We start from the raw sequence: 22,780 nt of genomic DNA, 5'->3' as shown, positions 1-22,780 counted from the left end.
GGGCGAACTCCGCGCCCCGGCGATGCATCCACGCGCGGCATTCCCTGCGGGCCCGGGCGCTTCCGTCATCGCCCTGCCCCGCGCCGCGTGACGGCGACGGGTGCGGTCGCGTCCCTGCGTCGTCCTCTCCACACCCGTCGCACGGATTCGTCGAACCGACGTCCATGCGGGTCGTCTGTTCCAGCGAACGCGCGACCTTCGCAGCACAGGCCTGTGCCTTCGCGGCCGATGCGTTAAGCGCTACTGCCCTTCCCCACCCGTATCGGCCGCAGCGGCGATGCACGTGCGGCGGACAGCCTTCGTGGCCAGGCTGCGCTCAGTCCTGCTATCCGGACAGCGCGGCGAAGCGCACGCGCACCGCTTTCAGCCGGCCAGCAGCTCGATCACGCGCACGACGGCCTCGCGCTTGTGCCCGCTGACGCGGCGCAGGCTCTCCAACGCGCGGCTTTCGACGTCGTCGCGCGCGTAGTCCTGCATGGTCACGGCGGTGTCGAGCGCGCCCGCCTCCGGGTGCGATTCACCGCGTCCCGTCGCCAGCCACTCGAAGTACACCTGCGTCTCGCACGCGATCTGCGCCAGGTGCGCGACGCTGGGGTGCGTGCCGGCGTCGCGCTCCCACTGCGTGACGGCGCTGCGCTGCACCCCCAGCCGCCTCGCGAGTTCCGCCTGCGTGAGGCGTGCGGCGACGCGCGATCTCCGGATCCTCGAAGACATGGAGTACATGATCGACCCTCCAGGTTGGCCCTCCAGACTGGAGACAACGCAAGTACTGCTGCCCGGCAGGACAGGCCCGCGAGGCCGGCAGATGAACGGCAAAGGCGGCAGAAATGCTGTCCTGGCAGCGCGGCTGACGGCATTCCGTCCAGTTCCGCTGCCCCGGTCGGAACCGCTTACGAAAGCCGCACGACGAGCAGCATCAGCGCCGCGAAACCGAGGAACACCGCGATCGCGACGATGGTGGCCCAGCGCGCCAGGAGCGACGTGTCGTCGTGTTGGAGCGTCGCCTCGAACGCCGTTGCGTCGACCTTGTATGCAGGCTCGTGCGCGGGATCGCGCAACACGCGGCGCGCGTCGTCGGCCTGTTCGTCGATGCAGGCGAACAGCGACCAGAACCGTGCGGCACGCGAACCTCCCTGAGCCACGTAGGTAGGAATGCCCTTGTCGCGAAGCCGCTCACGCAAGCGGTCGAGGTCGTCCGGATCGTGGAAGCGTCGGATGAATTCCATCGCGCCGTCGAACGCCCGCTCAGATCTTGAAGTAGATGCGCCGCGCATCCAGCACGCGCACCACGATCCACCACACCGCGACGAACGCCAGCGCATAGGCCAGCGATGGCACGAACGGGCCGAAGCGCGGCGTCATCCAGCCGGCGAACGCGTGCTGGTAGAGCGGATCGAGCCAGCCCAGGCCGGCCAGCGCATAGAGCATGAAGGCCGAGCCCGCGTAGGCGGCGATGGCGTTCACGCCGAACGCGCGACCCAGCGGCGGCCAGCCGCGCAGGTCGATCAGCGAATGGAACACCGCCAGCACCCAGCAGGCGATGCCGCCCGTCCACAGCACGTAGGACGGCGTCCACAGGTTCTTGTTGAGCGGTTGCCACAGCGACCATGCCAGGCCCGCGGCCATGGCGATCAAGCCTGCGATCCACAATGCGCGACGGTCGCCGCGTCGCAGCCAATCGCCCGCGCGCAGGCCCAGCAACGTCGTCGCCAATGCGCCCAGCGTGCTGACCAGGCCTTCGGGATCGTGACCGCGTCCCGTCGCCGCATCGAGCTGATAGACGTGCACGCCCAGCAGCGCGTGGTCGATGCGGCTGGCGATGTTCACGAACGGCTCCAGGCTCCCGCCCGCCGCAAGCAGCGCGCCGTAACCGAAGAGCAGCGCGCCGAATACGAGCCACTGCGTGCGCGGCCACGTGTACAGCGCGAGCACGCCCGCCGCCGCGAAGCACAGGCCGATGCGTTGCAGCACGCCCGGCACGCGGTAGTGCGCCACGTCGAATGCCCACAGCGCGCACAGGTGCAGCAGCAGACCCAGGCCGACGATGCGCGCGCCGCGCACGAGCACGGTTTTCGTCAGCGCGCTCGGGTCGTCGCCGCGTTCCACGCGCGGCATCAGCGCCAGCGCGATCGACACGCCGACGATGAACAGGAACATCGGGAAGATCAGGTCGGTCGGCGTGAAGCCGTGCCAGACGGCGTGTTCGAGTGGCGCGTAGACGTGCCCCCAGTCGCCGGGATTGTTCACCAGCAACATCGCCGCGACGGTGACGCCGCGCAGGGCGTCGACGGAGGCGTAGCGAGGCGCGGTCGCTTTGCTCAAGCCGCCTGCGCCAGCGCCAGGCCGATCTGCTCTTCGATCACGCCCAGGTCCGGCAGGAATGCGGCGTCCTCGTTGAGCAGCACGCGCGCCTGCACGCCGTTGGGCAGCGGGTTGTGGTCGTCGACGACCATCAGCGTATCGCGCGACACCGTGACCAGGCGCGGGAAGCCCTGCGTCAGCAGCGCGAAGTACGGCGAGCGCGGATTGCCGCCCAGCGCACGCAGCACGACCACCTTGCTGCCCAGCCCGCCGCGTTCGTTGGCCAGCCCCGAGAGGCGGCCGAATGCGATCAGTGGCAGCTGCCAGCCGCGCCAGCGGATGCGGCCCAGCAACCAGTCCGGCGCATCGGCGATGGCATCCGGCTCGGCGTAGGAAAGCACTTCGGCGATGGTGGCGTTGGGCAGCAGCAGGCGCCCGCCGGCGACCTGGATGAGCACGCCGCGGATGTCGTTCTCGACGGCACCGGTGGTGTTGGCAGGATGTTCGTTCGCCATTTTCGTAGTCCTAGGCGCGATCTCTCGCGCGGCTTACCGCCAACGTTCGGCCAGTCGCGCCGCCAGTTCGGCCGGCTGGCCGGACTGCGCGCCGCGTGCGATCAGCGCCGAGGCCGCGGCGGCATCGTAGCAACCGTCCGGCGCCTGACCGGCGACCAGACCGCCTGCCCACGACAGGTTCATTGCACCATCGACCTGCGCCGCATCGGCGCCGCTGAGCATCAGCACCGCCGAATCGGCGGTCGGCAGCACGGCCAGCACGTCACCGTCGCCCTCGACGAAACGCATGCCCGACTCGCTCACGGTGATGGAGATTTCCGCCGGCAGGATGTAGATCGTGCCGGCCATCGCGAACAGGCCCGGCTCGGCCAGGCGCACCTGCAACGGCGTGGCGCGCTGCATCTGCGCGACCAGACGGTCGTAGCGGCCACCGTCCAGGCGCTGCTGGACCAGCACCGGGCGCGGGAATTCCGCCGGCAGCCCGCCGAGCAACTGGCGCACGGCATCCGGCCCGCCGATGCCGGCCAGCACCAGCACGGCACCACCGAACTGCGAAACCGGACGCTCCTCGACGAGCTCCAGCGCGGAGATGCGGCGCTCGATGTCGCCCAGGTCGCGCTGGAACTTGTGGTTCGGGTCCGCCTCGCGCGTCGCATGAGCGGCAGGCGTGTCGTCGGCGAAGGACCAGTCCGGCGCGGCCGGCGCGGCGACTTCGGCGCGCGGCGCGGCGGACAGCGTGCCCTCGCGGCTGGCGTCGAACATCAGCACCGGCGCGTCGGCGGTGACGGTCGCCAACGCTTCGGCGGCCGGCGCATCCATCGTCATCTCGACGACTTCGGGAATCGACGTCTCCAGCACCACCGGAGTCGGTGCCGCGTCGGCGACTTCGAAATCGAAACTGGACTCGAACGGTTCGATCACCAGTTCGGCCTCGTCCACCGACATCGTCGGCGCGTCGGCGGCGAAGCTGAGTTCGACCGCCGCCAGCGACGGCGGCAGTTCGATCGCTTCGGCAACGTCGAAGCTGGCTTCGGCGGCGACTGGATCGAACGGGTTGTGGCGGCTCTCGTGCGTGTACTGGGTCACCGGCGCGGCGGCGGCCTCGACGGCCGGCGTCGCGACTTCCACTGCCGCCACAGGCGTGGCGGCCACCGGCACGACCACCGGCTCGACAATCAGCGACGCGATTTCGATCGTCTCCACGGCCTGCGTGGCGATCTGCGGCGGCGCGGCGGACACGTCCACCACGCGCGGCGGTTCCGCGGGCGCGGCGACTTCGACGGCCGGCGCCGCGACTTCGACCACCTGCGGCGCGACGGCCACCGGCGGTTCCGGCGGCTCCATGCCTTCGGGTTCGTGGCCCGGCGGCAGCACGTCGCCGTGGCCGTGCAGCTTGGCGGCGAGATGACGCACCCAGCGCGCCAGGTCCCAACCCTCACGGGTCGCGGCCAGCGCGGCTTCTTCGTAGATCACTTCCACCGACGGGTCGGCGAGGACGGGATCGAAACGCTCGATCACGTCCTCGGTGACCGGATCCAGCGCGACCACCACCACCTGCGGCGAGACCTGCCCGAGCGCGTCGAGCTGCAGCGTGGTCGGGTCGGCTTCCAGCACCACGTTGGCGCCTGCGTCGGCCAGCGCCGAGCGCAAGCGTTCGCAGGCAGCGCCCGGTCGCGCCAGAAGGACCGCGCGACGCGAAGACTCACTCATTCCGCGTGGCCCCTGCATTGATGCCGAGCAGCTCGTACACGTTGCGGACCAGTTCCGGCTCCTGGTACGGCTTGCCGAGGTAGCGTTCCACGCCGATCTCGAACGCGCGCTGGCGGTGCTTGTCGCCGGTACGCGACGTGATCATCACGATCGGCACACCACGCAGGCGCGAGTCGCCCTTCATCGCGGTGGCCAGCTCGTAACCGTCCATGCGCGGCATTTCGATGTCGAGCAGCATCAGGTCCGGCACGCGTTCGGCCATGCGTTCCAGCGCGTCGATGCCGTCCTTCGCGGTCATGACCTCGAAGTTGTGGCGCTCCAGCACGCGGCCGGTGACCTTGCGCATCGTGACCGAGTCGTCGACCACCATGACCAGCGGCACGCGGCGCGTTTCCACCGGCGCTTCCGGCACGGCCACGAAGTCGCGCGGCAACAGCTGCTGGCGGCGCACCAGCGGCGCGACGTCCAGGATCACCACGACGCGGCCGTCACCCATGATGGTGGCGCCGAAGATGCCCGGCACCGATGCGACCTGCGGGCCGACCGGCTTCACCACGATTTCGCGATTGCCGACCACCTGGTCGACGCACACCGCGGCGCGCAGGTCGCCCGAGCGGATCAGCAGCAGCGGCATCTGCAGGTGGCCTTCGGCCTTGGCCGTGCCATGGCCGACCAGCGCGCCCAGGTCGTGCACCGCGTAGTCCTCGCCGCCGTAGCGGTAGGTCGCGTCGACCATGTCCAGGCGGTCGCGGGCGATGCGGCCCACGCCGCGCACCGAGGCGATCGGCACGGCGAAGGTGGTCTCGCCGATGCGCACGAACACGGCCTGCGTGACCGCCAGCGTCTGCGGCAGGCGCAGCGTGAAGGTGACGCCCTTGCCGGGTACGGAGCGGATGTCGAGCGTGCCGCCCAGCTGGCGGACTTCGCTGGCGACCACGTCCATGCCGACGCCGCGGCCGGCCAGGCGGCTGACCGATTCGGCGGTGGAGAAGCCCGGTTCCAGGATCAGCGCGTCGATGGCGGCGTCGGACAGCGTGACGCCTTCGGGCACCAGGCCACGCTCGATGCCGCGCTTGAGGATCGCCTCGCGGTTCAGGCCGGCGCCGTCGTCGCCGACTTCCAGCACCACTTCCGAACCTTCGCGGCGCACCGCGATGCGGATCGTGCCTTCGTCGGACTTGCCGGCCTTCTTGCGCTTGTCCGGCGTTTCCAGGCCGTGCGCGACGGCGTTGCGGAGCATGTGCTCCAGCGGCGCGGTCATGCGCTCCAGCACGTTGCGATCGAGTTCGCCCTGGGTGCCGTCGAGCTTGAGCGCGACATGCTTGCCCAGTTCGCCCGAGGCCTGGCGCACGACGCGGCGCAGGCGCGGCAGCAGGCCGTCGAACGGCACCATGCGCGTGCGCATGAGGCCTTCCTGCAGCTCCGAGCTCACGCGCGACTGTTGCAGCAGCAGCGTTTCGTACTGGCGCGTCAGGTCGTCGAGCGTGGTCTGCAGGCTGGTCTGGTCGGCGGCCGATTCGGCCAGCGCGCGCGAGAGCTGCTGCAGCGTGGAGAACTGGTCGAGTTCCAGCGGATCGAATGCCTGCTCGCCGTCGTCGCCTTCGCGCTGGTAGCGCGCGACGATCTGCGCTTCGGTTTCGATTTCCAGGCGGCGCAGCTGGTCGCGCATACGCGTGTTGGTCGCGGCCATTTCCGCGATCGCGCCACGGAAGGCGCCCAGCTGCTGTTCCAGGCGGGCGCGATAGATCGCGACTTCACCGGCGTAGTTGACGAGGCGGTCGAGCAGGTCGGCGCGGATTCGCACCTGTTCCTGCGGCGCACGCACGCCGATGTCGTCTTCGTCGCCGACCGGCTGGTCGCTGATCGGGGCCGACAGCGGCTTGAGGTCGGCGTGCGACTCGTCGGCATCCGTGTGCACCGGCTCGGCGACGACGGGCTTGGGTGCCGGCGTCGGAGCCGGCGTCGGTGCCGGCTTTGCCGGCGCAGCGGCGACCGCCGCGGCCAGGTGGCCGAGCGTGGTCTCGCCGCGGGCTCGCGCGTCGAATTCTGCGATGAGCGCTTCCGGCATGGCGATCGCGCGGCGTTCGCCGACGCGGGTGACCATCGCGTGCAGGCGGTCGAAACCGCGCTCCAGCAGCGGCACGCCATCGCGGCCGAGTTCGCAGCGGTTTTCCACCACCGCTTCCAGCAGCGATTCCATCGCGTGGCCGAGTTCGCCCACGGCCATGATGCCGGCCATGCGCGCGCCACCCTTGATGGTGTGCAGGTCGCGCTGCATGCCCACCAGCGTCTCGCGCTCGGTCGGTGCTTCGCGCAGCTGCGCGAGCAGGCCGTCGGAGTGGTCGAGCAGGTCGCTGGCTTCCTCGACGAAGATGTCGACCAGCTCCGGATCGAGTTCGCTCAGGTCCAGCGCTTCGTCCGGATCGTCGTTGCTGGCCAGCGCGTGCGCGATGAGCGCGGCCACGGCCGGCTCCTGCGCTTCGGGCGTGACCGGCGCGGCGACGGGTTCGTCCGCGGCCGGCGCTTCGGCCGAAGCGTCCTGCGCGAATTCCTCGACCTCCGGCAGCCCGTCACGGACGTCGCCGATGGCGGGCGCGTCGATGAAGGCATGGCCGACGGCCGTGGCTTCGAGCGCCGTCTGCTGTTCGCGCGCGGCGCGGTCGGCTTCGGCGTATTCGGCTTCCAGGCGCGCGTATTCGGCCTCTTCGTCCGCGATGCGTGCGGCTTCCAGGCGTTCGGCTTCCAGGCGCTCGGTGGCGATGCGCTCGGCTTCGAGCAGCTCGGCTTCGATGCGCTGCTGTTCGGCCAGCGCGGCGGCGGCTTGCGCGGCCACGCGCTGCGCTTCGGCCTCGGCCTGCGCTTCGGCTTGCGCACGCTGCGCGGCTTCGGCAGCCAGGCGTTCGGCTTCGGCCTGCTCGGCGGCGATGCGTTCGGCTTCGGCCTGCTCGGCGGCGAGGCGTTCGGCTTCGGCCTGCTCCGCAGCAAGTCGCTCGGCTTCGGCCGCTTCGGCAGCCATGCGCTCCGCTTCCAGGCGCTCGGCTTCCTGGCGCGCTTCTTCCTCGCGCTTGAGCAGGGCCAGGCGCTCGGCTTCGCGCTGCTGTTCCTCCAGCGCGAAACGTTCGGCTTCCAGGCGCTCGATTTCCACGCGCCCCGAGTTGGCACGCTCGATCGCTTCGCGTTCGGCTTCGATGCGGCGCGCTTCGGCCAGTTCGGCCTCGATGCGCTCGGCCTGCGCGGCCGGGTCGGCGAGGTAATCCGGGCCGACATCGGCAGCCAGATCGGTGAACTCGCTCAGGTCGATCGCCGAAAGCGTCGCTTCGACCTCGATCGGATCGGCCGTCATCGGCTGGCGTGCATCCGGCAGGCTGTCGCGCAGCGCACGCATGCGCTCGGCGAGGCCTTCGAAGGCGGGGATGCGCGGCGACGGGGACTTCAACGTCGCCAGCGTGCGGCGGATCGCCTCGGCAACCTCGCCCATCGCGGCCACGCCGTCGGTGCTGGCCGGCTGGCCCAGGGCCAGCAGGCGCTTGACGTACACCTCGGTCGGACCGGTGATGTCGGTGATCACCGGCACCTCGGTCATGGCGAAGGCGCCGTTGAGCGTGTGGAACGAGCGCTGCAGGCCATCGTCGGCCGGGCGCGGCTGCACCTGCGAGGCGGCCAGCCACTGCTCGATCGTGACCAGGTGACCGCTGACCTCGGCGTCGAGGATTTCCAGCAGCACCGAATCCACCGAGGCCGGCACGCCGGGTTCGGGTTCCAGCACCGGCTCGGCGTCGAGGACGGGGACGTCGTCGAAGTTGATTTCCTCGACTTCGATCGCGCCGCTGTCTAGGCCGTCGAAGCTGACGGCTTCCAGGATGATCTCTTCGGCCTCCGGCGCGATGACCGGCTCGATGACCGGCTCGATCGCCTCGACCGCCGGCTCCACGGCCGCTGCGAGCTTCGGCGCGGCCGGCGTGAAGATCGTTTCGTCGCCTTCGGCCAGGCGCTCGGCATGGGCTTCCATCGCCGCCAGGTCGGCGGTGATGGCGCCTTCATTGCGCAGCGCGGCGTGCAGCTGCGGCAGTGCGGCGTAAGCGTGGCCGACCAGGCCGATCACCGCCGGGCTGGCCGGACGGGTGCCGTCGAGTACGCGGTTGAGCAGGTTCTCGATGCGCCAGCTGAACTCGCCCAGCGTCTTGGCGCCGACCAGGCGGCCGGAACCCTTGAGCGTGTGGAATACGCGGCGGATCGGACGCAGGCGCTCGCTGTCTTCCGGCAGGGCGTGCCATTCCGGGAGCAGGTCGCCCAGGTGACGGATCTCTTCGTCGAGCTCCTCGAGGAAGACCTCGCGGATCTCGTCGTCGATGTCGTCGCTGTGCTCGAAGCCGCCGGCGGTGACCTGCTGCGGCGTGCTGGCGACCGGCGCCGGCGCGGGCGTCGGTGCGGCGGTCGGCACCTGCGCGACCGGAACTTCGGCCGCGAGCGTCGCCGAGGAGAGCGCGCTGGCGTCGAACGCGGGCGCGACCGGCGTGCCAAGCGTGATCTCGTCGGTCAGCTCGAACTCCGGCACGCGCGCCAGTTCCTCGCGGCTGATCGGCGAGGTCGGCGCCATCGTGGCGGCGATGTCGAACTCCGGCAGCGGCCAGTAACGCAGCGCTTCCAGACTCTGGCGCGTGATGTCCAGGATGTGGTTGCGGTTCGGGCGCTGCTCGCGCAGCGCTTCGAGGTAGTACTCCAGGCTGGCGAGCGCGTCGGCCAGCGTGTCCAGTTGCTGGCCGTTGGGCACGCGCTTGCGGCCGATCAGCTCGACCTCGGTGTAGCGCTTCACGCCTGCGAGGTAGTCGGCCGGCTGCGGCAGTTCCAGCATGCGCAGCGCACCGGCGACTTCGTCCAGCACGCGCGGGACTTCGGCCAGTTCGGCGTGATCCCAGTTGGTTTCCACGAAGGCCACGAACGCCTGGCGCGCATCGCCGAAGTTGGCGATGGCTTCGCGCACGAGCACGTCGAGCACCTTGCGTGCTTCGCCGGCGAGCAGATCGTCTTCGGCGCCGCTGTCGGGCAGGCCAAGGCGCGAGACCTGGTCGTCCAGCGAGGCGTCGACGTAAAGCAGTGCACCGGCGACGTCGAGCAGCGCGCCCTCGTCGGCCGGACGCTTGCCGGAGACGATCTCGTGCATCGCATCGCGCTGCTGCATCACGACGGTACGGGCGACGCCCAGGCCCATCATGCCGAGCGTGTCGCTGACGCGGCCGAGCGCTTCCACCTGCGGCTTGAGCTCGGCGACGTCGGTCTGGCCGGTGCGCAGGTGCAGGTCGAGCGCGTCCTTGACGCGCAGCAGGTCTTCCTTGATCGCCGCGGCGACGGTGTCCAGCAGCGCGCGGTTGCGGCCGGAAAGCGAGCCGCGGGCGTGTTCGAGTTCGGATTCGCTCGGCAGGTGCGCGGCGAGTTCGAAGGTGTGGCGCAGGTCGTCCAGCGCCGGATGGCGGCCGTCGCTGTGGGCGACGTGATAGAGCAGCTGGCGGGTCGGTTCGGCGGCCGGTTCGGAGCGATGAGCGCCGAAACCGTCGTCGGCCAGCATCAGGCGCGCTTCGCGCTCGACGCCGCCGAAGGCCTGGCGCAGCGCGCGCGTGGGCGGCAGCGCGCCGTCGCGCAGCGCACCGGCCACGGAGGACGCGACCCACAGCATGCGGCGCACGGGTTCCAGGATGACTTCGCCAAGCAGGCCGTCGATGGCCGCGGCGAGCTTCTCCGGCTGCGCCGGGTTGCCCTCTTCCGGCCAGGTTGCCAGCGCATCGCGCAAGGCGGTGAGGTGCGACGACGAAGCACCGCGCACCGGCGCGTTGCTCGGCAGCGCGCTGGGCAGGTTGGCCGGCAGCGGACGGTCGAGGTCCGGCGCGAACAGCACGCTTTCGTTGAGGCCCGCCTCGCCGCGCGTGGCGCGTAGTTCGTTGAGCAGCGGCAGCAGCACGATCGGAATATCGCGATGGCCGCCCTGCAGGCGTTCCAGGTAGTCGGGCAGCAGGACCACGCCGCGCATCAGCGCCGCGCAGGCTTCGTCGCGATCGGCGACCTTGCCCTGCTGCAGCGCGAGCGCCAGGCGCTCCATTTCCTCGGCGACCATCGCCGGGGCATACAACTCGACCATGCGCAGCGTGCCGTGCACCTGGTGCAGTTGCTCGGCGCACTGGCGCATGCGGCCGCTGTCGGCGGGATTCTCGGCGTACGCCTCGATCTCCTGCTGGGCCAGGCGCAGGGTTTCATCCAGCTCCGGCTTGATCCAGCCGAGCGTGGTGGTGTCGATCGCCTCGCGCATCACGGTCATCGCTCACCTCGCATGGATGCAAGGTGGCGCGACCTGGGGCGCCATCCGGGGCTGAAGCTGTTCATCGTGACCCGACCTTGTTCCGATCCGCCCGTCAGGCCGGCAGCTTGAAGTCGGCGACCGAGCGACGCAGGTCGGCGGCCAGTTGCGCCAGGTTTCCAATCGAGGCCGCCGTCTGGTTCGCACCCTGCGAGGTCTGCGCGGTAATCGACTGGATGGTGTTCATCGTCGCGGTGATGTTCGATGCCGCGCTGGACTGCTGCTGCGCCGCGCTCGAGATGCCCTGAATGAGGTTCGACAGGTCCGACGACACCTTTTCGATCTCGCCCAGCGCGGTACCCGCGTCCTCGGCCAGTCGCGCACCGGCGACCACTTCGGAGGTCGTCTGTTCCATCGAGGACACCGCTTCGTTGGTGTCGGACTGAATCGTCTGGACCAGCGTTTCGATTCGCTTGGTCGCGTTGGACGCACGTTCTGCGAGTCGCTGCACTTCGTCCGCCACGACCGCGAAGCCGCGGCCCGCTTCACCGGCCGAAGCCGCCTGAATTGCCGCGTTCAGCGCCAGGATGTTCGTCTGTTCCGAGATGTCGTTGATCAGTTCCACGATCGAGCCGATTTCCTGCGACGACTCGCCCAGTCGCTTGATTCGCTTCGAGGTTTCCTGGATCTGGTCGCGAATGCTGTCCATGCCCGCGATCGTCTGGCGCACCACGCCCGCACCCTTGGTCGCGATCTGCACCGAGCGCTGCGCCACGTCCGCCGATTCGGCCGAGTTGCGCGACACCTGGTTGATCGAGGCCGCGATTTCACTGATACGGCTGGAAGCGGAGTTGATCTCCTGCGCCTGGTGCTCTGCGGCTTCGGCCAGGTGCATGGCGGTGGCCTGCGTTTCCTGCGCGCTGGCGGCGACCTGCACCGAGGTGTCGGTAATGGTCTGCACCAGGCTGCGCAGCTGTTCGACGGCGAAGTTGATCGAGTCCGCGATCGCGCCGGTCATGTCCTCGGTCACGGTCGCCTTCACGGTCAGGTCGCCTTCTGCGAGCGAACCCATTTCGTCCAGCAGGCGCATGATCGCCTCCTGGTTACGGTCGTTGAGTTCCTTCGTGGTCAGGTAGCGCTTCTTCTGCTGGCTGTTCAGCGAGACGACCAGGAAGACGATCGCGAACAGCGCGATCAAGCCCGAGACGATGGACACCAGGATGTGGCCGATCGGATTGGTGCTGCGCACCGAACCGAACGAGGTGAAGGCGCGGAACAGGCCCTGGCTGTCGGTCAGCAGCTTGTTGGAGCCGCCGGTGATCGACTCGGCCGCGGCCTGCGCGGCGAACAGGTTCTGCGAGGACGACAGGATCGCGTCCAGGTCCTTCTTCATTTCCAGCCACAGCGTCTCGGCCTGGCCGAGCGCGGCGATCGCGTTGGAGTTGCCCAGCGGGGTCACGCCGAACGCGGCGTCGCCCTTGCGCAGGCCGGTCAGCACGTTGCCGAACACCGCGGCGTCGCGACCCAGCGCTTCACCGGCGAGGGCTGCACCGCTGCCGCCAGCGCGGATCTGCGTGATGCGCTCGGCCATCTTGCCCGACAGCACCACCTGGCGCAGGGCGATGTAGACCTGCGAGGACGGCGAGCCGGAAGCCGACATCGCGCGGACCAGTTCGTCCAGGCGCGCCTGCAGCTGCGGCACGCGGCTGGCGAAGCTGTCGGCGTTGCCGGCCAGGGCCAGCACGGCCTTTTCGCTGGCGACCACCTGGTCGGCGCTCTTGCCGAGCGGGCCCCAGGTTTCGGTCACGGTGCGGATCGGGCCGGAGACGCCGGCGGTGTCGCCGAAGTTGGCGTTGAGCTGCTCCACGTCCTGCACGATCGCCGAGCGGGTTTCCTTGAACGCGGCGAACGCGGCGGCGTCACCGCTCACCGCTTCCTGGCCCTGCACGGCCAGCTTCTGCGAGTTCACCTGCAGGTCCGAGGCCGAGGAGCTCGCTCCGCCCAGGCGCGCGGCCTTCCACGTCGCGTAGCCGGTATTCAGACCGAAGATGAGCACCGATACGCCCAGCACGACCAGCCAGGTATTGACGCCAAGATTGCGGCCCTTGCCGGCAGCGCTATCCATCACAGTGCTCATGGTTGAACCTCGGAAACGTTGCTGATGCGATGCGGCATTTCGGATGCCGCCTGACGGAATTCGGGCGTGCGGGCCAGCTTGTCCAAGCTGAAGATGCCCCACGTGTGCGCGTCGAGGCGGTAACCGCGTTCGACGAAGTGCGCGTAACGGCCCTGCGTCAGCGCGACGATCGCGTCGTCGCCTTCGGCTTCGGGCTCAAGTTCGATGCGGTGTTGCTCGTGGAAGCTGCGCTGGCCGTAGAGCTCGTCGATCAGCACGGCCACGTCGCCGCCGGGCTGGCGGACGAGGAGGATGCGCTGGCTTTCGTGCACGACCGTGCGCTCGCCTTCCAGAAACTGCTTGAGGTCCACGATCGGAAGGAGGTTGCCGCGCACGTTGGCCAGGCCCAGCAGCCAGGGCTGCGCGCCCGGGACATGGGTGACCTGCGGCAGCGGCAGGATTTCCAGGACCTCGCCGAAACCGGAGGCGAGACGGCGGGCACCGATGCGGTAACCCACGCCGCGCCACAGGCCCGGAGCGTCCAGCTGCTCGGGCAGGCCGACCACGTGCGCCAAGCTGCGGCGCTCGTAGTCCACCAGCACGTCGAAGGGCGACTGCAACATCGGGACTCCGGACTCAGGCGCCCAGCAGGGCGTTGATGCGGGCGATCAGCTCGTCCTCGCGCGGCGGCTTGACGATGTAGTCGCGCGCGCCCTGGCGCATGCCCCAGGCCTTGTCGGTGTCCATGCCCTTGGTGCTGACGATCAGCACCGGGATGGTGCTGGTGTCGGCGTCGCGGGACAGCGCGCGCGTGGCCTGGAAGCCGTTCATGCCGGGCAGCACGACGTCCATCATCACCAGGTCGGGCTTCTCGCGCTTGCAGGTCTCGATGCCATCCTCGGCGTTGCCGGAGGCCAGCACCTGGTGGCCATTGCGCTCGAGGAGCTGGGTCAGGACGGCCGTGTCGGTCGGCGAGTCCTCGATCAGAAGAATACGTGCCATTGGTGCCCTACCCCCCGGTCAGGCGTTTACGTGCGTGCGGATCGCGTCGAGCAGTTCTTCGCGTGTGAATGGTTTGGTGAGGTACTGCTCGGAGCCGACGATACGTCCGCGCGCCTTGTCGAACAGGCCGTCCTTGGAGGACAGCATGATGACCGGCGTGCCCTTGAACAGATGATTGTTCTTGATCAGCGCGCAGGTTTGATAGCCATCCAGCCGCGGCATCATGATGTCCACGAAGATGATCTGCGGCTGTTGATCGGCGATCTTCGCCAGCGCCTCGAAGCCGTCGGTGGCGGTAACCACCTCGCAGCCCTCGCGCTTGAGCAACGTCTCGGCGGTTCGGCGGATGGTCTTGGAATCATCGATCACCATGACCTTCAAACCGCCGAGGCTGCCGTTGCGGACCTCGTCTAGCATTTTCGAATTCCCCCATGCGAATGCCGCCGTGTGCAGGCACTTCGCCAGCCGTCTTTATTCCAAGCCTCGCGAATGCTGTCAAGCAGCGGTTTCGAGGGGCAAGCTGAATGCGCCGCGGGGACGGCCTGGCCGGCTCCGCTTCCGGATCGTTCTCGAAGGACCGCCTGGCGGTCACGCGACGATGCTGGGCACGCGCATTGCATATACCGGAAAGGCATGACATTTCCGAGCGCCGGGGCCCCAAGCCGGGACGCCGGTTCCAAGTCTCCGGGCCGGCCCGCGCCGGCCGCTCCGCCCGGCCGCGCCAGGGCAGCGGAGGCGATAAGGGGACGGACCGCAGCTTTCCGCCGATGGCGCCCGGCGTGCGCGGAAGGGCCTGTTACCATCGCGACCACCCTTCCCCCAGCCACCGCCATGCCGCTCGACATCGTCGTCGTGATGGACCCCATCGGGTCGATCAAGATCGCCAAGGACTCGACCTTCGCCATGCTCCTGGAGGCGCAGCGCCGCGGCCATCGGCTGCATTACGTGCGCCCCGGCGGGCTGTCCGTGCGCGACGGCCGGGCCGAGGCAATCGTCGCCCCGCTGCGCGTGCGCGACGACAAGAGCGGGTGGTTCGAGCTGGGCGAGTTCGCCACGCTGCACTTCGGCCCGGGCCAGGTCGTGCTGATGCGCAAGGACCCGCCGGTCGACAGCGAGTACATCCACGACACGCAGGTGCTGGGCCTGGCGCAACAGGCCGGCGCGCTTGTCGTCAACGATCCACAGGGGCTGCGCGACTACAACGAGAAGCTCGCCGCGCTGCTGTTCCCGCAGTGCTGCCCGCCGACGCTGGTGAGTCGCGACGCGGCCGCGCTGAAGGCCTTCGTCGGCGAGCACGGCGAGGCGGTGCTCAAGCCGCTGGACGGCATGGGCGGTCGCTCGATCTTCCGCGCGCGCGCAGGCGAAGCGAACCTCAACGTGATACTGGAAACGCTGACGCAGGGCGGCCACAGCCTGGCGATGGCGCAGCGTTATCTGCCGCAGATCAGCGAAGGCGACAAGCGCATCCTGCTGGTCGACGGCGAGCCGATCGACTACTGCCTGGCGCGCATTCCGCAGGGCGACGAATTCCGCGGCAATCTCGCCGCCGGTGGTCGCGGCGAAGGCCGTCCGCTGAGCGATCGCGATCGCTGGATCGCAGCGCAGGTGGGCCCGGAAATGAAGCGTCGCGGCATGGTGTTCGTCGGCCTGGACGTGATCGGCGACTACCTCACCGAAGTCAACGTCACCAGTCCGACCTGCATCCGCGAACTCGATGCGCAGTTCGGCATCAACATCGCGTCGGTGCTGTTCGATGCGATCGAGTCGCGCGTGGCCACGCAACCGGCGGCACGCACCGCATGAGCGCAGTCGTCGCGCGCCACGACGACGCGGGCAACGGCCGCGTCAGCGCCACCTTCGTCCTGTCGCTGATCGTGCACGGCATCGTGCTGCTGGGCGTGGGCTGGACGCTGGAGAAGGCGGCGCCGGTGATGCCGACGCTGGACGTGATCCTCACCCAGACCACCAGCGCGCTGACGCCGAAACAGGCGGATTTCCTCGCCCAGGCCAACAACCAGGGCGGCGGCGAGCACGACAAGAGCACGCGCCCGCGCGAGGCGCAGTCCGGTCCCCTGCCGCAGGCCGCCACCGGCATCGCGCCGCGCACGCTGCGCGCGCAATCGCCCGCACCACAGCCGGCGCCGCAGGCGCGCGTGGTCGCCAGCACGCGCGGCGACACCGCCACGCCCACGCCGCGCAGCACGCCCTCGCCCAGCGAGCGTCCGCTGCCGCGCGGCGAAGAAAAGATCGAGCGCGACATGCAGATGGCGCGGCTGGCGGCCGAGATCCACATGCGCTCGGAGCGCTACGCCAAGCGTCCATCGCGCAAGTTCGTCTCGGCCAGCACGCAGGAATACGTGTGGGCCGGCTACCTGCGCGAATGGGTGGACCGCGTCGAGCGCGTGGGCAACCTCAACTATCCCGATGAAGCGCGTCGCCGCCGGCTTGCAGGACAGGTGGTGATCAGCGTGGCGATCCGCCGCGACGGATCGGTCGAGCGCGCCGACATCGTGCGCAGCAGCGGCATTTCCCTGCTCGATGCCTCGGCGCTTCGCATCGCCAAGCTCGCCGAGCCTTATCCGCCGTTGCCACGCACCGAGGAAAACCCGGACATCCTGCATGTCACGCGGACGTGGAACTTCCTGCCGGGCGGTGAGCTGGTCGACGATTGAGCGCGGCGCGCTCGCGGCGCAGGCCCGGTGTCATCGAGCTCGCACCGGCAACTTCGCGATTACGTCATCCCAGCGAAAGCTGGGATGACGGGTAACGGAGCGGTGGCTAATGGGCGAAGACTCGCACGAGCCAGTCGCCCGACGCCCTCAACTACCGTTTCGCTTCCCGCAGCGCCTGCTGCTCGCGCAACGTCAACGCGACGTTATTGCGCAGATACGCAGGCTCGATGCGTTCGGCCGGCACCGCTTCACCGCGCGCATAGGCCTTTACGGCGAGGCGTGCGATATCCGCCGCATGCGGCAATTGCGTTGCATCGATCGATGCAAAACGACTGGAAAGACGCTGCGAAAGCGCATTCTCGGCCGCACCGAAACCGGTACCGACACCGAACCATCCGCTCTCGTCGCCGGGCACCACGACGCTGTCGGGCGCGCCGACGCGCTCATCGCTCAACGCAAACGCATCGCCATCGCGCAGCTGGAACGCGGCCGAGTACACCTCGCCCATGCGCGCATCGATCGCGGTGAGCACGCGGCGCGGTGCGCCGTCGCCGTCCGCATCGGCCCGCATCGCAAGCGCGGCGAGCGTGGACACTGGCACCACAGGGCGGTCCAGCGCCAGCGCGATGCCCTGCGCCAGCGCGATCGCCAGCCGCACGCCGGTGAACGCCCCGGGGCCACGGCCCACGGCGATCGCGTCGAGCTGGGAGCGCTTCACGCCGGCATCGGCCAGCAGTTCGTCTGCCCATGGGAGCGAGAGTTCAGCGTGCCGGCGCGGCGCGAGCTCGAACCGCTCGCGCACCTGGCCGTCGATCGACAAGGCGATCGACAGGGCTTCGGTAGAGGTTTCCAGGGCGAGCAGCTTCATGGCGTGGATTCTAGCGGCGTGGCGGCGGTCTCCGTCGCGAAGAACGCCCCCACGTCCTCGACGTGCCGCGTCTTGGGCAGCGGCGGCAGCGAGTTGAGGAAGACGCTGCCGTAGGTCTTGCTGGTCAGGCGCGGATCGCAGAGCACCAGCACGCCGCGGTCGCTTTCGTTGCGGATCAGGCGGCCTGCGCCCTGCTTCAGCGCGATCACCGCCTGCGGCAGTTGCTCGTCGCGGAACGGATTGCCGCCGTTGCGGCGGATCGCGTCCAGGCGCGCTTCGAACACCGGGTCGTCCGGCGCGGCGAAAGGCAGTTTGTCGATCACCACCACGCTCAGCGCATCGCCGGCGACGTCCACGCCTTCGCGGAAACTCGCCGCGCCCAGCAGCACGCCATTGCCGGACGCGCGGAAGCGGTCCAGCAGCACCGGACGCGGCGCCTCGCCCTGCACGAACAGCGGCCACGGACCGTCCTTGAGCAGTTCCGCCGCTTCGCGCAGGGCCCGGTGCGAGGCGAACAGCACGAAGGCACGGCCGCCCGAAGCTTCGAGCACGGGCCGGATCTTCTCCACCATGCTCTCGTTGTAGTTGCGCACGGTCGGATCGGGCAGCCCGCGCGGCATGTAGCACAGCGCCTGCGTTTCCCAGTCGAACGGACTGGGCACCAGCAGGGTGTGCGGCGGGTCTTCACCCTTGAGGTACAGGCCGAGCTTGATCGCGAAATGCTCGAAGCGACCGCCGACGGCGAGCGTGGCCGAGGTGAAGATCCACGCCGCCTGCGAACGCGCGCGGTGCTGCGCCAGCGGGCCGGCGACGTCCAGCGGCGTGCGGCTGAGGCGGAAGCCGCGCGCGGTCAGCTCGTACCAGAGCACGCTGCCGTCGTCCTTGGGCTTCTTCTTCGCGCCGGCGCCGACGTCATCGGCGCTTGCCTCCTGCGAATCGACCTCGGCGAAATCCTCGGCGAATTCGTCCTCGTCCTGCGAGTGCGTGGAATCGTCGCGCCAGCGCTTCAACCGGCCTTCGAACTCCACCGCGCGCGCGGCGCAGGCATCGAAGCCCGGCGAGGCCGACGCGAACGGCAGCACCGCCGCATGGAACGCGCGCAGCGCATCCTCCAGCCCATCGAAGGCCTGCTCGACCGCGGGCTCTTCGGCCGCGCGGCGACGCGTGCCACGCACGGGCAGTTCGTCCATCGCGGCACGCAGCGCGCGCACGCTCTGTTCGAGTCCTCGCGCGGGATCCTGCACGGCGGCGAGCGCGGACGGCACCTGGCGGCATTCGGTCAGCGCGTCACGGGCCAGTTCGACCAGCGGACGCGCGCTCAGCGCTTCGCCGAAGAACTGCGCAGCCAGTTCCGGCAGCTGGTGGGCCTCATCGACGACGAAGGCCTGCGCACCGGGCAGGATTTCGCCGAAGCCTTCCTGCTTGAGCGCGAGATCGGCCAGCAGCAGATGGTGGTTCACGACCACCAGATCCGCCGCCTGCGCGCGCTGGCGCGCCTGCACGACGAAGCAGTCGTTGAAGAAGGGGCACTCGCTGCCCAGGCAGTTCTCCGCCGTGCTGGTGACCATCGGCAGCAGCGGCGAGTCGTCGGGCAGCGCGTCGAGTTCGGCCAGATCGCCCATGCGCGTGCGGCCCGACCAGGCGACGATGCGCTGGAACTGCGCGGCCATCTCGCGCGAAGTGAACTTGGGCTCGCCCTGCGCCTGGCGCATGCGGTAGTGGCACAGGTAGTTGGCGCGACCCTTCAGCAGCGCGGTCTTCAGGCCGACGCCGAGCGCATCGCGCACGCGCGGCAGGTCGCGGTGATAGAGCTGGTCCTGCAGCGCGCGCGTGCCGGTGGAGACGATGGTCTTCTTGCCCGACAGCAATGCCGGCACGAGGTAGGCGAACGTCTTGCCGGTGCCGGTGCCGGCTTCGGCCAGCAACGTGCCGCGATGGTCGACGGCCTCGGCCACGGCCGCGGCAAGGTCCTGCTGCGCCGGCCGCGAGGCGAAGGACGGAATGTTGCGCGCGAGTTCGCCGCCTTCGGCCAGCGCTTCGCGGCTGGCCTGGGCCAGACGGCTGACCGGGCGCGCGTCGTCCGGCGCGGCGTCGCGGGTCGATTCGATGGGCGATGGCGCCTGCGCGTGCATGAGGTCTCGACGTGGTCCCGGGGTCGCGCATCTCGCGCATGGATCGCATGCGGACGCCACCTGTCACGACACGCGCCGATCAGGAGAACTCGCGGGACGGCCAGGCCGTCGCTGCGCATACGGGGCCTATTCTAGCCCCGGCCTTCCGTCCGGCCCGTCGATCGTCAGTAACGCACGGGCGCGGCGACGGTGCAGGCGTCGCGTTCGCGGCGCGCATCGGCGACCGAGTCACCCGGAACTTCGACCGGAACCGCGCGCGCCTGCCGCACCTGGGCGATGGTTTCCCAGTGGCGGCGGCACAGCGGGCCGACCTTCGAGCCGCGCTCGATGCCCTGCCGCGCGAAGCGTTCTGCGCCGGCGAGGTCCTTTTCCAGCAGCGCTGCCTCGGCGCGCTCCTGCAGCAGCGCCGGATCGTCCGGGTTGAGCTGCAGCGCGTGGTCGAGCGCCTGCGCGGCCTGCGCGTATTGGCCGGCTTTCTCGAAGCGCTCGGCGTCCTCGCGCAGGTCGTCGACCTGCGGATCGCGGATGGGCTGCACGTCCAGCTCGGTGCTGGCCGCGCCGCCGGATGCGCGGATCGCGGTCACCGCGGCGACGGGGTCGATGGTCGGCGCCGGCGGGGGCGGCGGCGTGGTGCTGCATGCGGCCAGGACGGCGCCGGCCAGTGCAGCGATTGCGATGCGGGGGATGCGGGGGGACATCATCACGGGGTCTCTGGCGGCGGGGCGTCCTCGCGCGGGGCTTCTTCTTCCTTGCGGCCGATGCCGAACCAGTCGCGCCAGCCGCCGCTTTCCTCCTGCACGGGCTCCGGCGCGGGGCACGGGGCGTACGGGGGAGCGAAGCCGGCGACGAAGGCGAAGCGGCGCGCGCCGGGGCAGTCGGCGTCGGTGGTGTTGGAGGCGATCGTCCACTGCCAGTCGATGCCCTTGTTGCCCACTTCCAGCGGCGCGGTGGGCAGGCGCGAGAAGATCGCCGACCACACGCGCATCGCGCCGGTGGCGCCGTACAGGCCGGTTTCCTTGTTCTGGTCGTTGCCGACCCAGATCACGGCGAGGTGATCGCCGGTCCAGCCGGCGAACCAGCTGTCGCGGCCATCATTCGACGTGCCGGTCTTGCCGGCGGGCGACAGACGACCCAGACCGTCGCGCACGAGCTGCGTGCCGGTGCCGTTGGACACCGCCTGCTGCAGCGCGATGGTGATCAGGCGCGCGGCGATGGCGTCGCCTTCCTGCGCCGGGGCGGGTTCCTTGTCGTAGCGGTTGAGCGCTTTCCCGTTGGCGTCGAGCACGCCGCGCACGGCGTGCAGCGGCTGGATCTCGCCGCCGGAGGCCAGGAACTGGTACAGCTGCGCCATCGCATACGGGCTCTGGTCCACCGCGCCGAGGATCAGCGAGGGGTTCGGCGTGGATTCGATGCCGGCCAGCGTGCGGATCAGGCTGGAGATGCGCTCCGGGTCCACCTGCATGCCCACGCGCACCGTGGCCTGGTTGTAGGACATCGCCAGCGCATCGATCAGGCGCACCGTGCCGTGGCTGCGGCCGTCGGAATTGCCGGGGTTCCAGTTCTTGTTCTTGCCCAGCGCGACGGTGACGGGCGAGTCGTCCACCCAGCTGGCCAGCGAATACTTGCCCGGCTGCGCCAGCGCCAGCAGGTACACGAACGGCTTGAGCAGCGAGCCGACCGGACGCTGCGCTTCGACCGCGCGGTTGAAGCCGTGCTCGGCGACGCTGCGGCTGCCGACCACGGCGACGACGTTGCCGTTGTGCACGTCGGTCACCACCAGCCCGGTCTGCAGCGGCGGACGGCGCTTGTTGTCCAGGCTCTTGAGCGTACGCGCGACAGCGCCTTCGGCCATGGCCTGCGCTGAAGGCGACATGCCGCTCATCACGCTCAGGCCCGCGCCGGCCAGCGCATCGGCCGGATAGTCGCGCGCCAGCTGGCGGCGGATCAGGTCGATATAGGCCGGGAAACGGTTCGCGGCCGTGCTGCCGGGATCCTGGGTCACGCCCAGCGGAGCCTTCAGGGCGCGCTGGTATTCGGCGTCGTCGATGAGCTGCGTTTCGTGCATTTCGCCCAGGACGAAGTTGCGGCGTTCCAGTGCGCGCTCGGGATTGCGACGCGGGTCGTAGTACGACGGGCCGCGGACGATGCCGATCAGCAGCGCGATCTGTTCGGTGCTCAGATCGGCCAGGTCGCGGCCGAACCAGAACTCCGCGCCGGCGGCGACGCCGTGGATCGCCTGCGCGCCGCGCTGGCCCAGGTACACCTGGTTGAAGTACGCCTCCAGGATCGTGCCCTTGTCGTAACGGGCCTCGATCAACAGGGCGTACAGGATTTCCTTGCCCTTGCGGCTGATCGTGCGCTCGCGGCCGATGCCCAGCAGGCCGCTGCGCGCCAACTGCTGGGTCAGCGTGCTGGCGCCCTGCGTGCTGCCGGTGGCGGTCTTGAAGGCCGCGCGGATCATGCCGCTGAGGTCGATGCCGTAGTGGCTGTTGAAGTCGCGGTCTTCCACCGCCTGCAGGCCGGTGACCAGCAGCTCCGGCACTTCGCGCAGGCGCACCAGGCGGCGTTCCTCGTTCTTCTGGCCGTAGAGCGTGGCGATGCGTGCCGGGTCCAGGCGCGCGGACTTCAGTGCGCGCTTGTTCTGCGGATCACGCACCGAGGCGACCTTGCTCCCGGAGAGCACCACTTCGATGCGACGCGCCTGGACGTCGCCGTCCACGTCCTTGAAGCCGCGGCTGGACACCAGCCAGCGTCCGCCGTTGCGGGCATAGGTACCGGGCCGGGTGCCGTCGCCGGCGTGATACGCGGCCGCGTCGAGTTCGGTCTTGAGCGTGGCGGCGTCCAGGGTCTTGCCGGGCGCCAGTTCGAGCGGGCGTGCGTAGACGCGGGTCGGAATCTGCCACTTCAGCTGGCCGAAGCGCTCGCCGACTTCGTGATTCAGATACAGCGTGTAGGGGATCAGGAAACCCAGCCCCAGGCCGATCGCCGCCAGCACCCAGATGACCAGCCTCCGGCGCCACTGCGGGGCGCGCTCGTCGGCGTTGTCGTTTTCGTCTTCGTCGTACTCGATGTGGGCCACGGCATGGGAGAATGGCAGGGCTGTGCCCTCGTCCGGGCGAGTCTAGCGCAGCCTTCCATCGCCACCCCGCGCTCAGGGTGTCCAGGGATTACTCCGAGC

16 protein-coding genes are annotated in these 22,780 nt (G+C 69.6%); 2 read left to right on the top strand and 14 right to left on the bottom strand.

What is annotated here, in order from left to right:
* Window positions 1–363 precede the first annotated feature (363 nt).
* The 10 genes from AAFF32_RS08235 to pilG form a co-directional block, all read right to left on the bottom strand.
* Entirely contained in the window at window positions 364–714 is a 351-nt protein-coding gene (locus AAFF32_RS08235) for a helix-turn-helix domain-containing protein (RefSeq protein ID WP_254200186.1), read from the bottom strand.
* 176 nt (window positions 715–890) lie between these two features.
* Window positions 891–1,226 carry a hypothetical protein gene (locus AAFF32_RS08230; RefSeq protein ID WP_216959977.1) on the bottom strand — a complete coding sequence of 112 codons (336 nt, stop codon included), beginning with the start codon at window positions 1,224–1,226 and terminating at the stop codon, window positions 891–893.
* A gap of 19 nt (window positions 1,227–1,245) precedes the next feature.
* Window positions 1,246–2,322 carry a heparan-alpha-glucosaminide N-acetyltransferase domain-containing protein gene (locus AAFF32_RS08225; protein WP_342317039.1) on the bottom strand — a complete coding sequence of 359 codons (1,077 nt, stop codon included), beginning with the start codon at window positions 2,320–2,322 and terminating at the stop codon, window positions 1,246–1,248.
* Complete coding sequence (locus AAFF32_RS08220; protein ID WP_216959983.1) at window positions 2,319–2,816, bottom strand: chemotaxis protein CheW; 498 nt, start codon at window positions 2,814–2,816, stop codon at window positions 2,319–2,321. The genes AAFF32_RS08225 and AAFF32_RS08220 overlap by 4 nt, the downstream gene beginning before the upstream one ends.
* 33 nt (window positions 2,817–2,849) lie before the next feature.
* Entirely contained in the window at window positions 2,850–4,526 is a 1,677-nt protein-coding gene (locus tag AAFF32_RS08215) for a chemotaxis protein CheB (protein WP_342317038.1), read from the bottom strand.
* Window positions 4,519–10,833, bottom strand: coding sequence for an Hpt domain-containing protein (locus AAFF32_RS08210; RefSeq protein WP_342317037.1), 6,315 nt, complete (start codon window positions 10,831–10,833; stop codon window positions 4,519–4,521). The genes AAFF32_RS08215 and AAFF32_RS08210 overlap by 8 nt, the downstream gene beginning before the upstream one ends.
* 94 nt (window positions 10,834–10,927) lie before the next feature.
* Entirely contained in the window at window positions 10,928–12,949 is a 2,022-nt protein-coding gene (locus AAFF32_RS08205) for a methyl-accepting chemotaxis protein (protein ID WP_216959989.1), read from the bottom strand.
* Window positions 12,946–13,548 carry a chemotaxis protein CheW gene (locus AAFF32_RS08200; protein ID WP_216961802.1) on the bottom strand — a complete coding sequence of 201 codons (603 nt, stop codon included), beginning with the start codon at window positions 13,546–13,548 and terminating at the stop codon, window positions 12,946–12,948. The genes AAFF32_RS08205 and AAFF32_RS08200 overlap by 4 nt, the downstream gene beginning before the upstream one ends.
* A 16-nt stretch (window positions 13,549–13,564) precedes the next feature.
* Window positions 13,565–13,930, bottom strand: coding sequence for a response regulator (locus AAFF32_RS08195; RefSeq protein WP_115843696.1), 366 nt, complete (start codon window positions 13,928–13,930; stop codon window positions 13,565–13,567).
* A gap of 18 nt (window positions 13,931–13,948) precedes the next feature.
* The gene (gene pilG / locus AAFF32_RS08190; RefSeq protein ID WP_115843698.1) at window positions 13,949–14,347 is read right to left on the bottom strand and encodes a twitching motility response regulator PilG; all 399 of its coding nucleotides are present in this window, start codon (window positions 14,345–14,347) and stop codon (window positions 13,949–13,951) included.
* 414 nt (window positions 14,348–14,761) lie between these two features.
* Here pilG and gshB point away from each other — a divergent pair, with 414 nt between their 5' ends.
* On the top strand, window positions 14,762–15,733 hold the full coding sequence (gene gshB, locus AAFF32_RS08185; RefSeq protein ID WP_216959992.1) for a glutathione synthase: 972 nt from the start codon (window positions 14,762–14,764) through the stop codon (window positions 15,731–15,733).
* Window positions 15,730–16,602 carry an energy transducer TonB gene (locus AAFF32_RS08180; protein WP_216959994.1) on the top strand — a complete coding sequence of 291 codons (873 nt, stop codon included), beginning with the start codon at window positions 15,730–15,732 and terminating at the stop codon, window positions 16,600–16,602. Before gshB ends, AAFF32_RS08180 begins: the two co-directional genes overlap by 4 nt.
* Window positions 16,603–16,753: 151 nt before the next feature.
* Here the strand turns inward: AAFF32_RS08180 and tsaB are convergent, their stop codons facing one another.
* The 4 genes from tsaB to mrcB form a co-directional block, all read right to left on the bottom strand.
* Window positions 16,754–17,470 carry a tRNA (adenosine(37)-N6)-threonylcarbamoyltransferase complex dimerization subunit type 1 TsaB gene (gene tsaB / locus AAFF32_RS08175; RefSeq protein ID WP_342317036.1) on the bottom strand — a complete coding sequence of 239 codons (717 nt, stop codon included), beginning with the start codon at window positions 17,468–17,470 and terminating at the stop codon, window positions 16,754–16,756.
* Window positions 17,467–19,602, bottom strand: a complete 2,136-nt coding sequence (locus AAFF32_RS08170; RefSeq protein ID WP_342317035.1) for an ATP-dependent DNA helicase — start codon at window positions 19,600–19,602, stop codon at window positions 17,467–17,469. Before AAFF32_RS08170 ends, tsaB begins: the two co-directional genes overlap by 4 nt.
* A gap of 164 nt (window positions 19,603–19,766) precedes the next feature.
* Window positions 19,767–20,300, bottom strand: coding sequence for a tetratricopeptide repeat protein (locus AAFF32_RS08165; RefSeq protein WP_342317034.1), 534 nt, complete (start codon window positions 20,298–20,300; stop codon window positions 19,767–19,769).
* Between the two features lie 2 nt (window positions 20,301–20,302).
* A complete protein-coding gene (mrcB, locus tag AAFF32_RS08160) occupies window positions 20,303–22,681 on the bottom strand; it encodes a penicillin-binding protein 1B (protein ID WP_342317032.1) in 2,379 nt (792 codons plus the stop codon).
* Window positions 22,682–22,780 lie beyond the last annotated feature (99 nt).

It is taken from the genome of Lysobacter sp. FW306-1B-D06B (genome assembly GCF_038446665.1).
Taxonomy (GTDB): Bacteria; Pseudomonadota; Gammaproteobacteria; order Xanthomonadales; family Xanthomonadaceae; genus Lysobacter_J.
The sequence above is the reverse complement of the archived record's forward strand: the minus strand, read 5'-3'. Positions and strand labels throughout refer to the sequence as shown.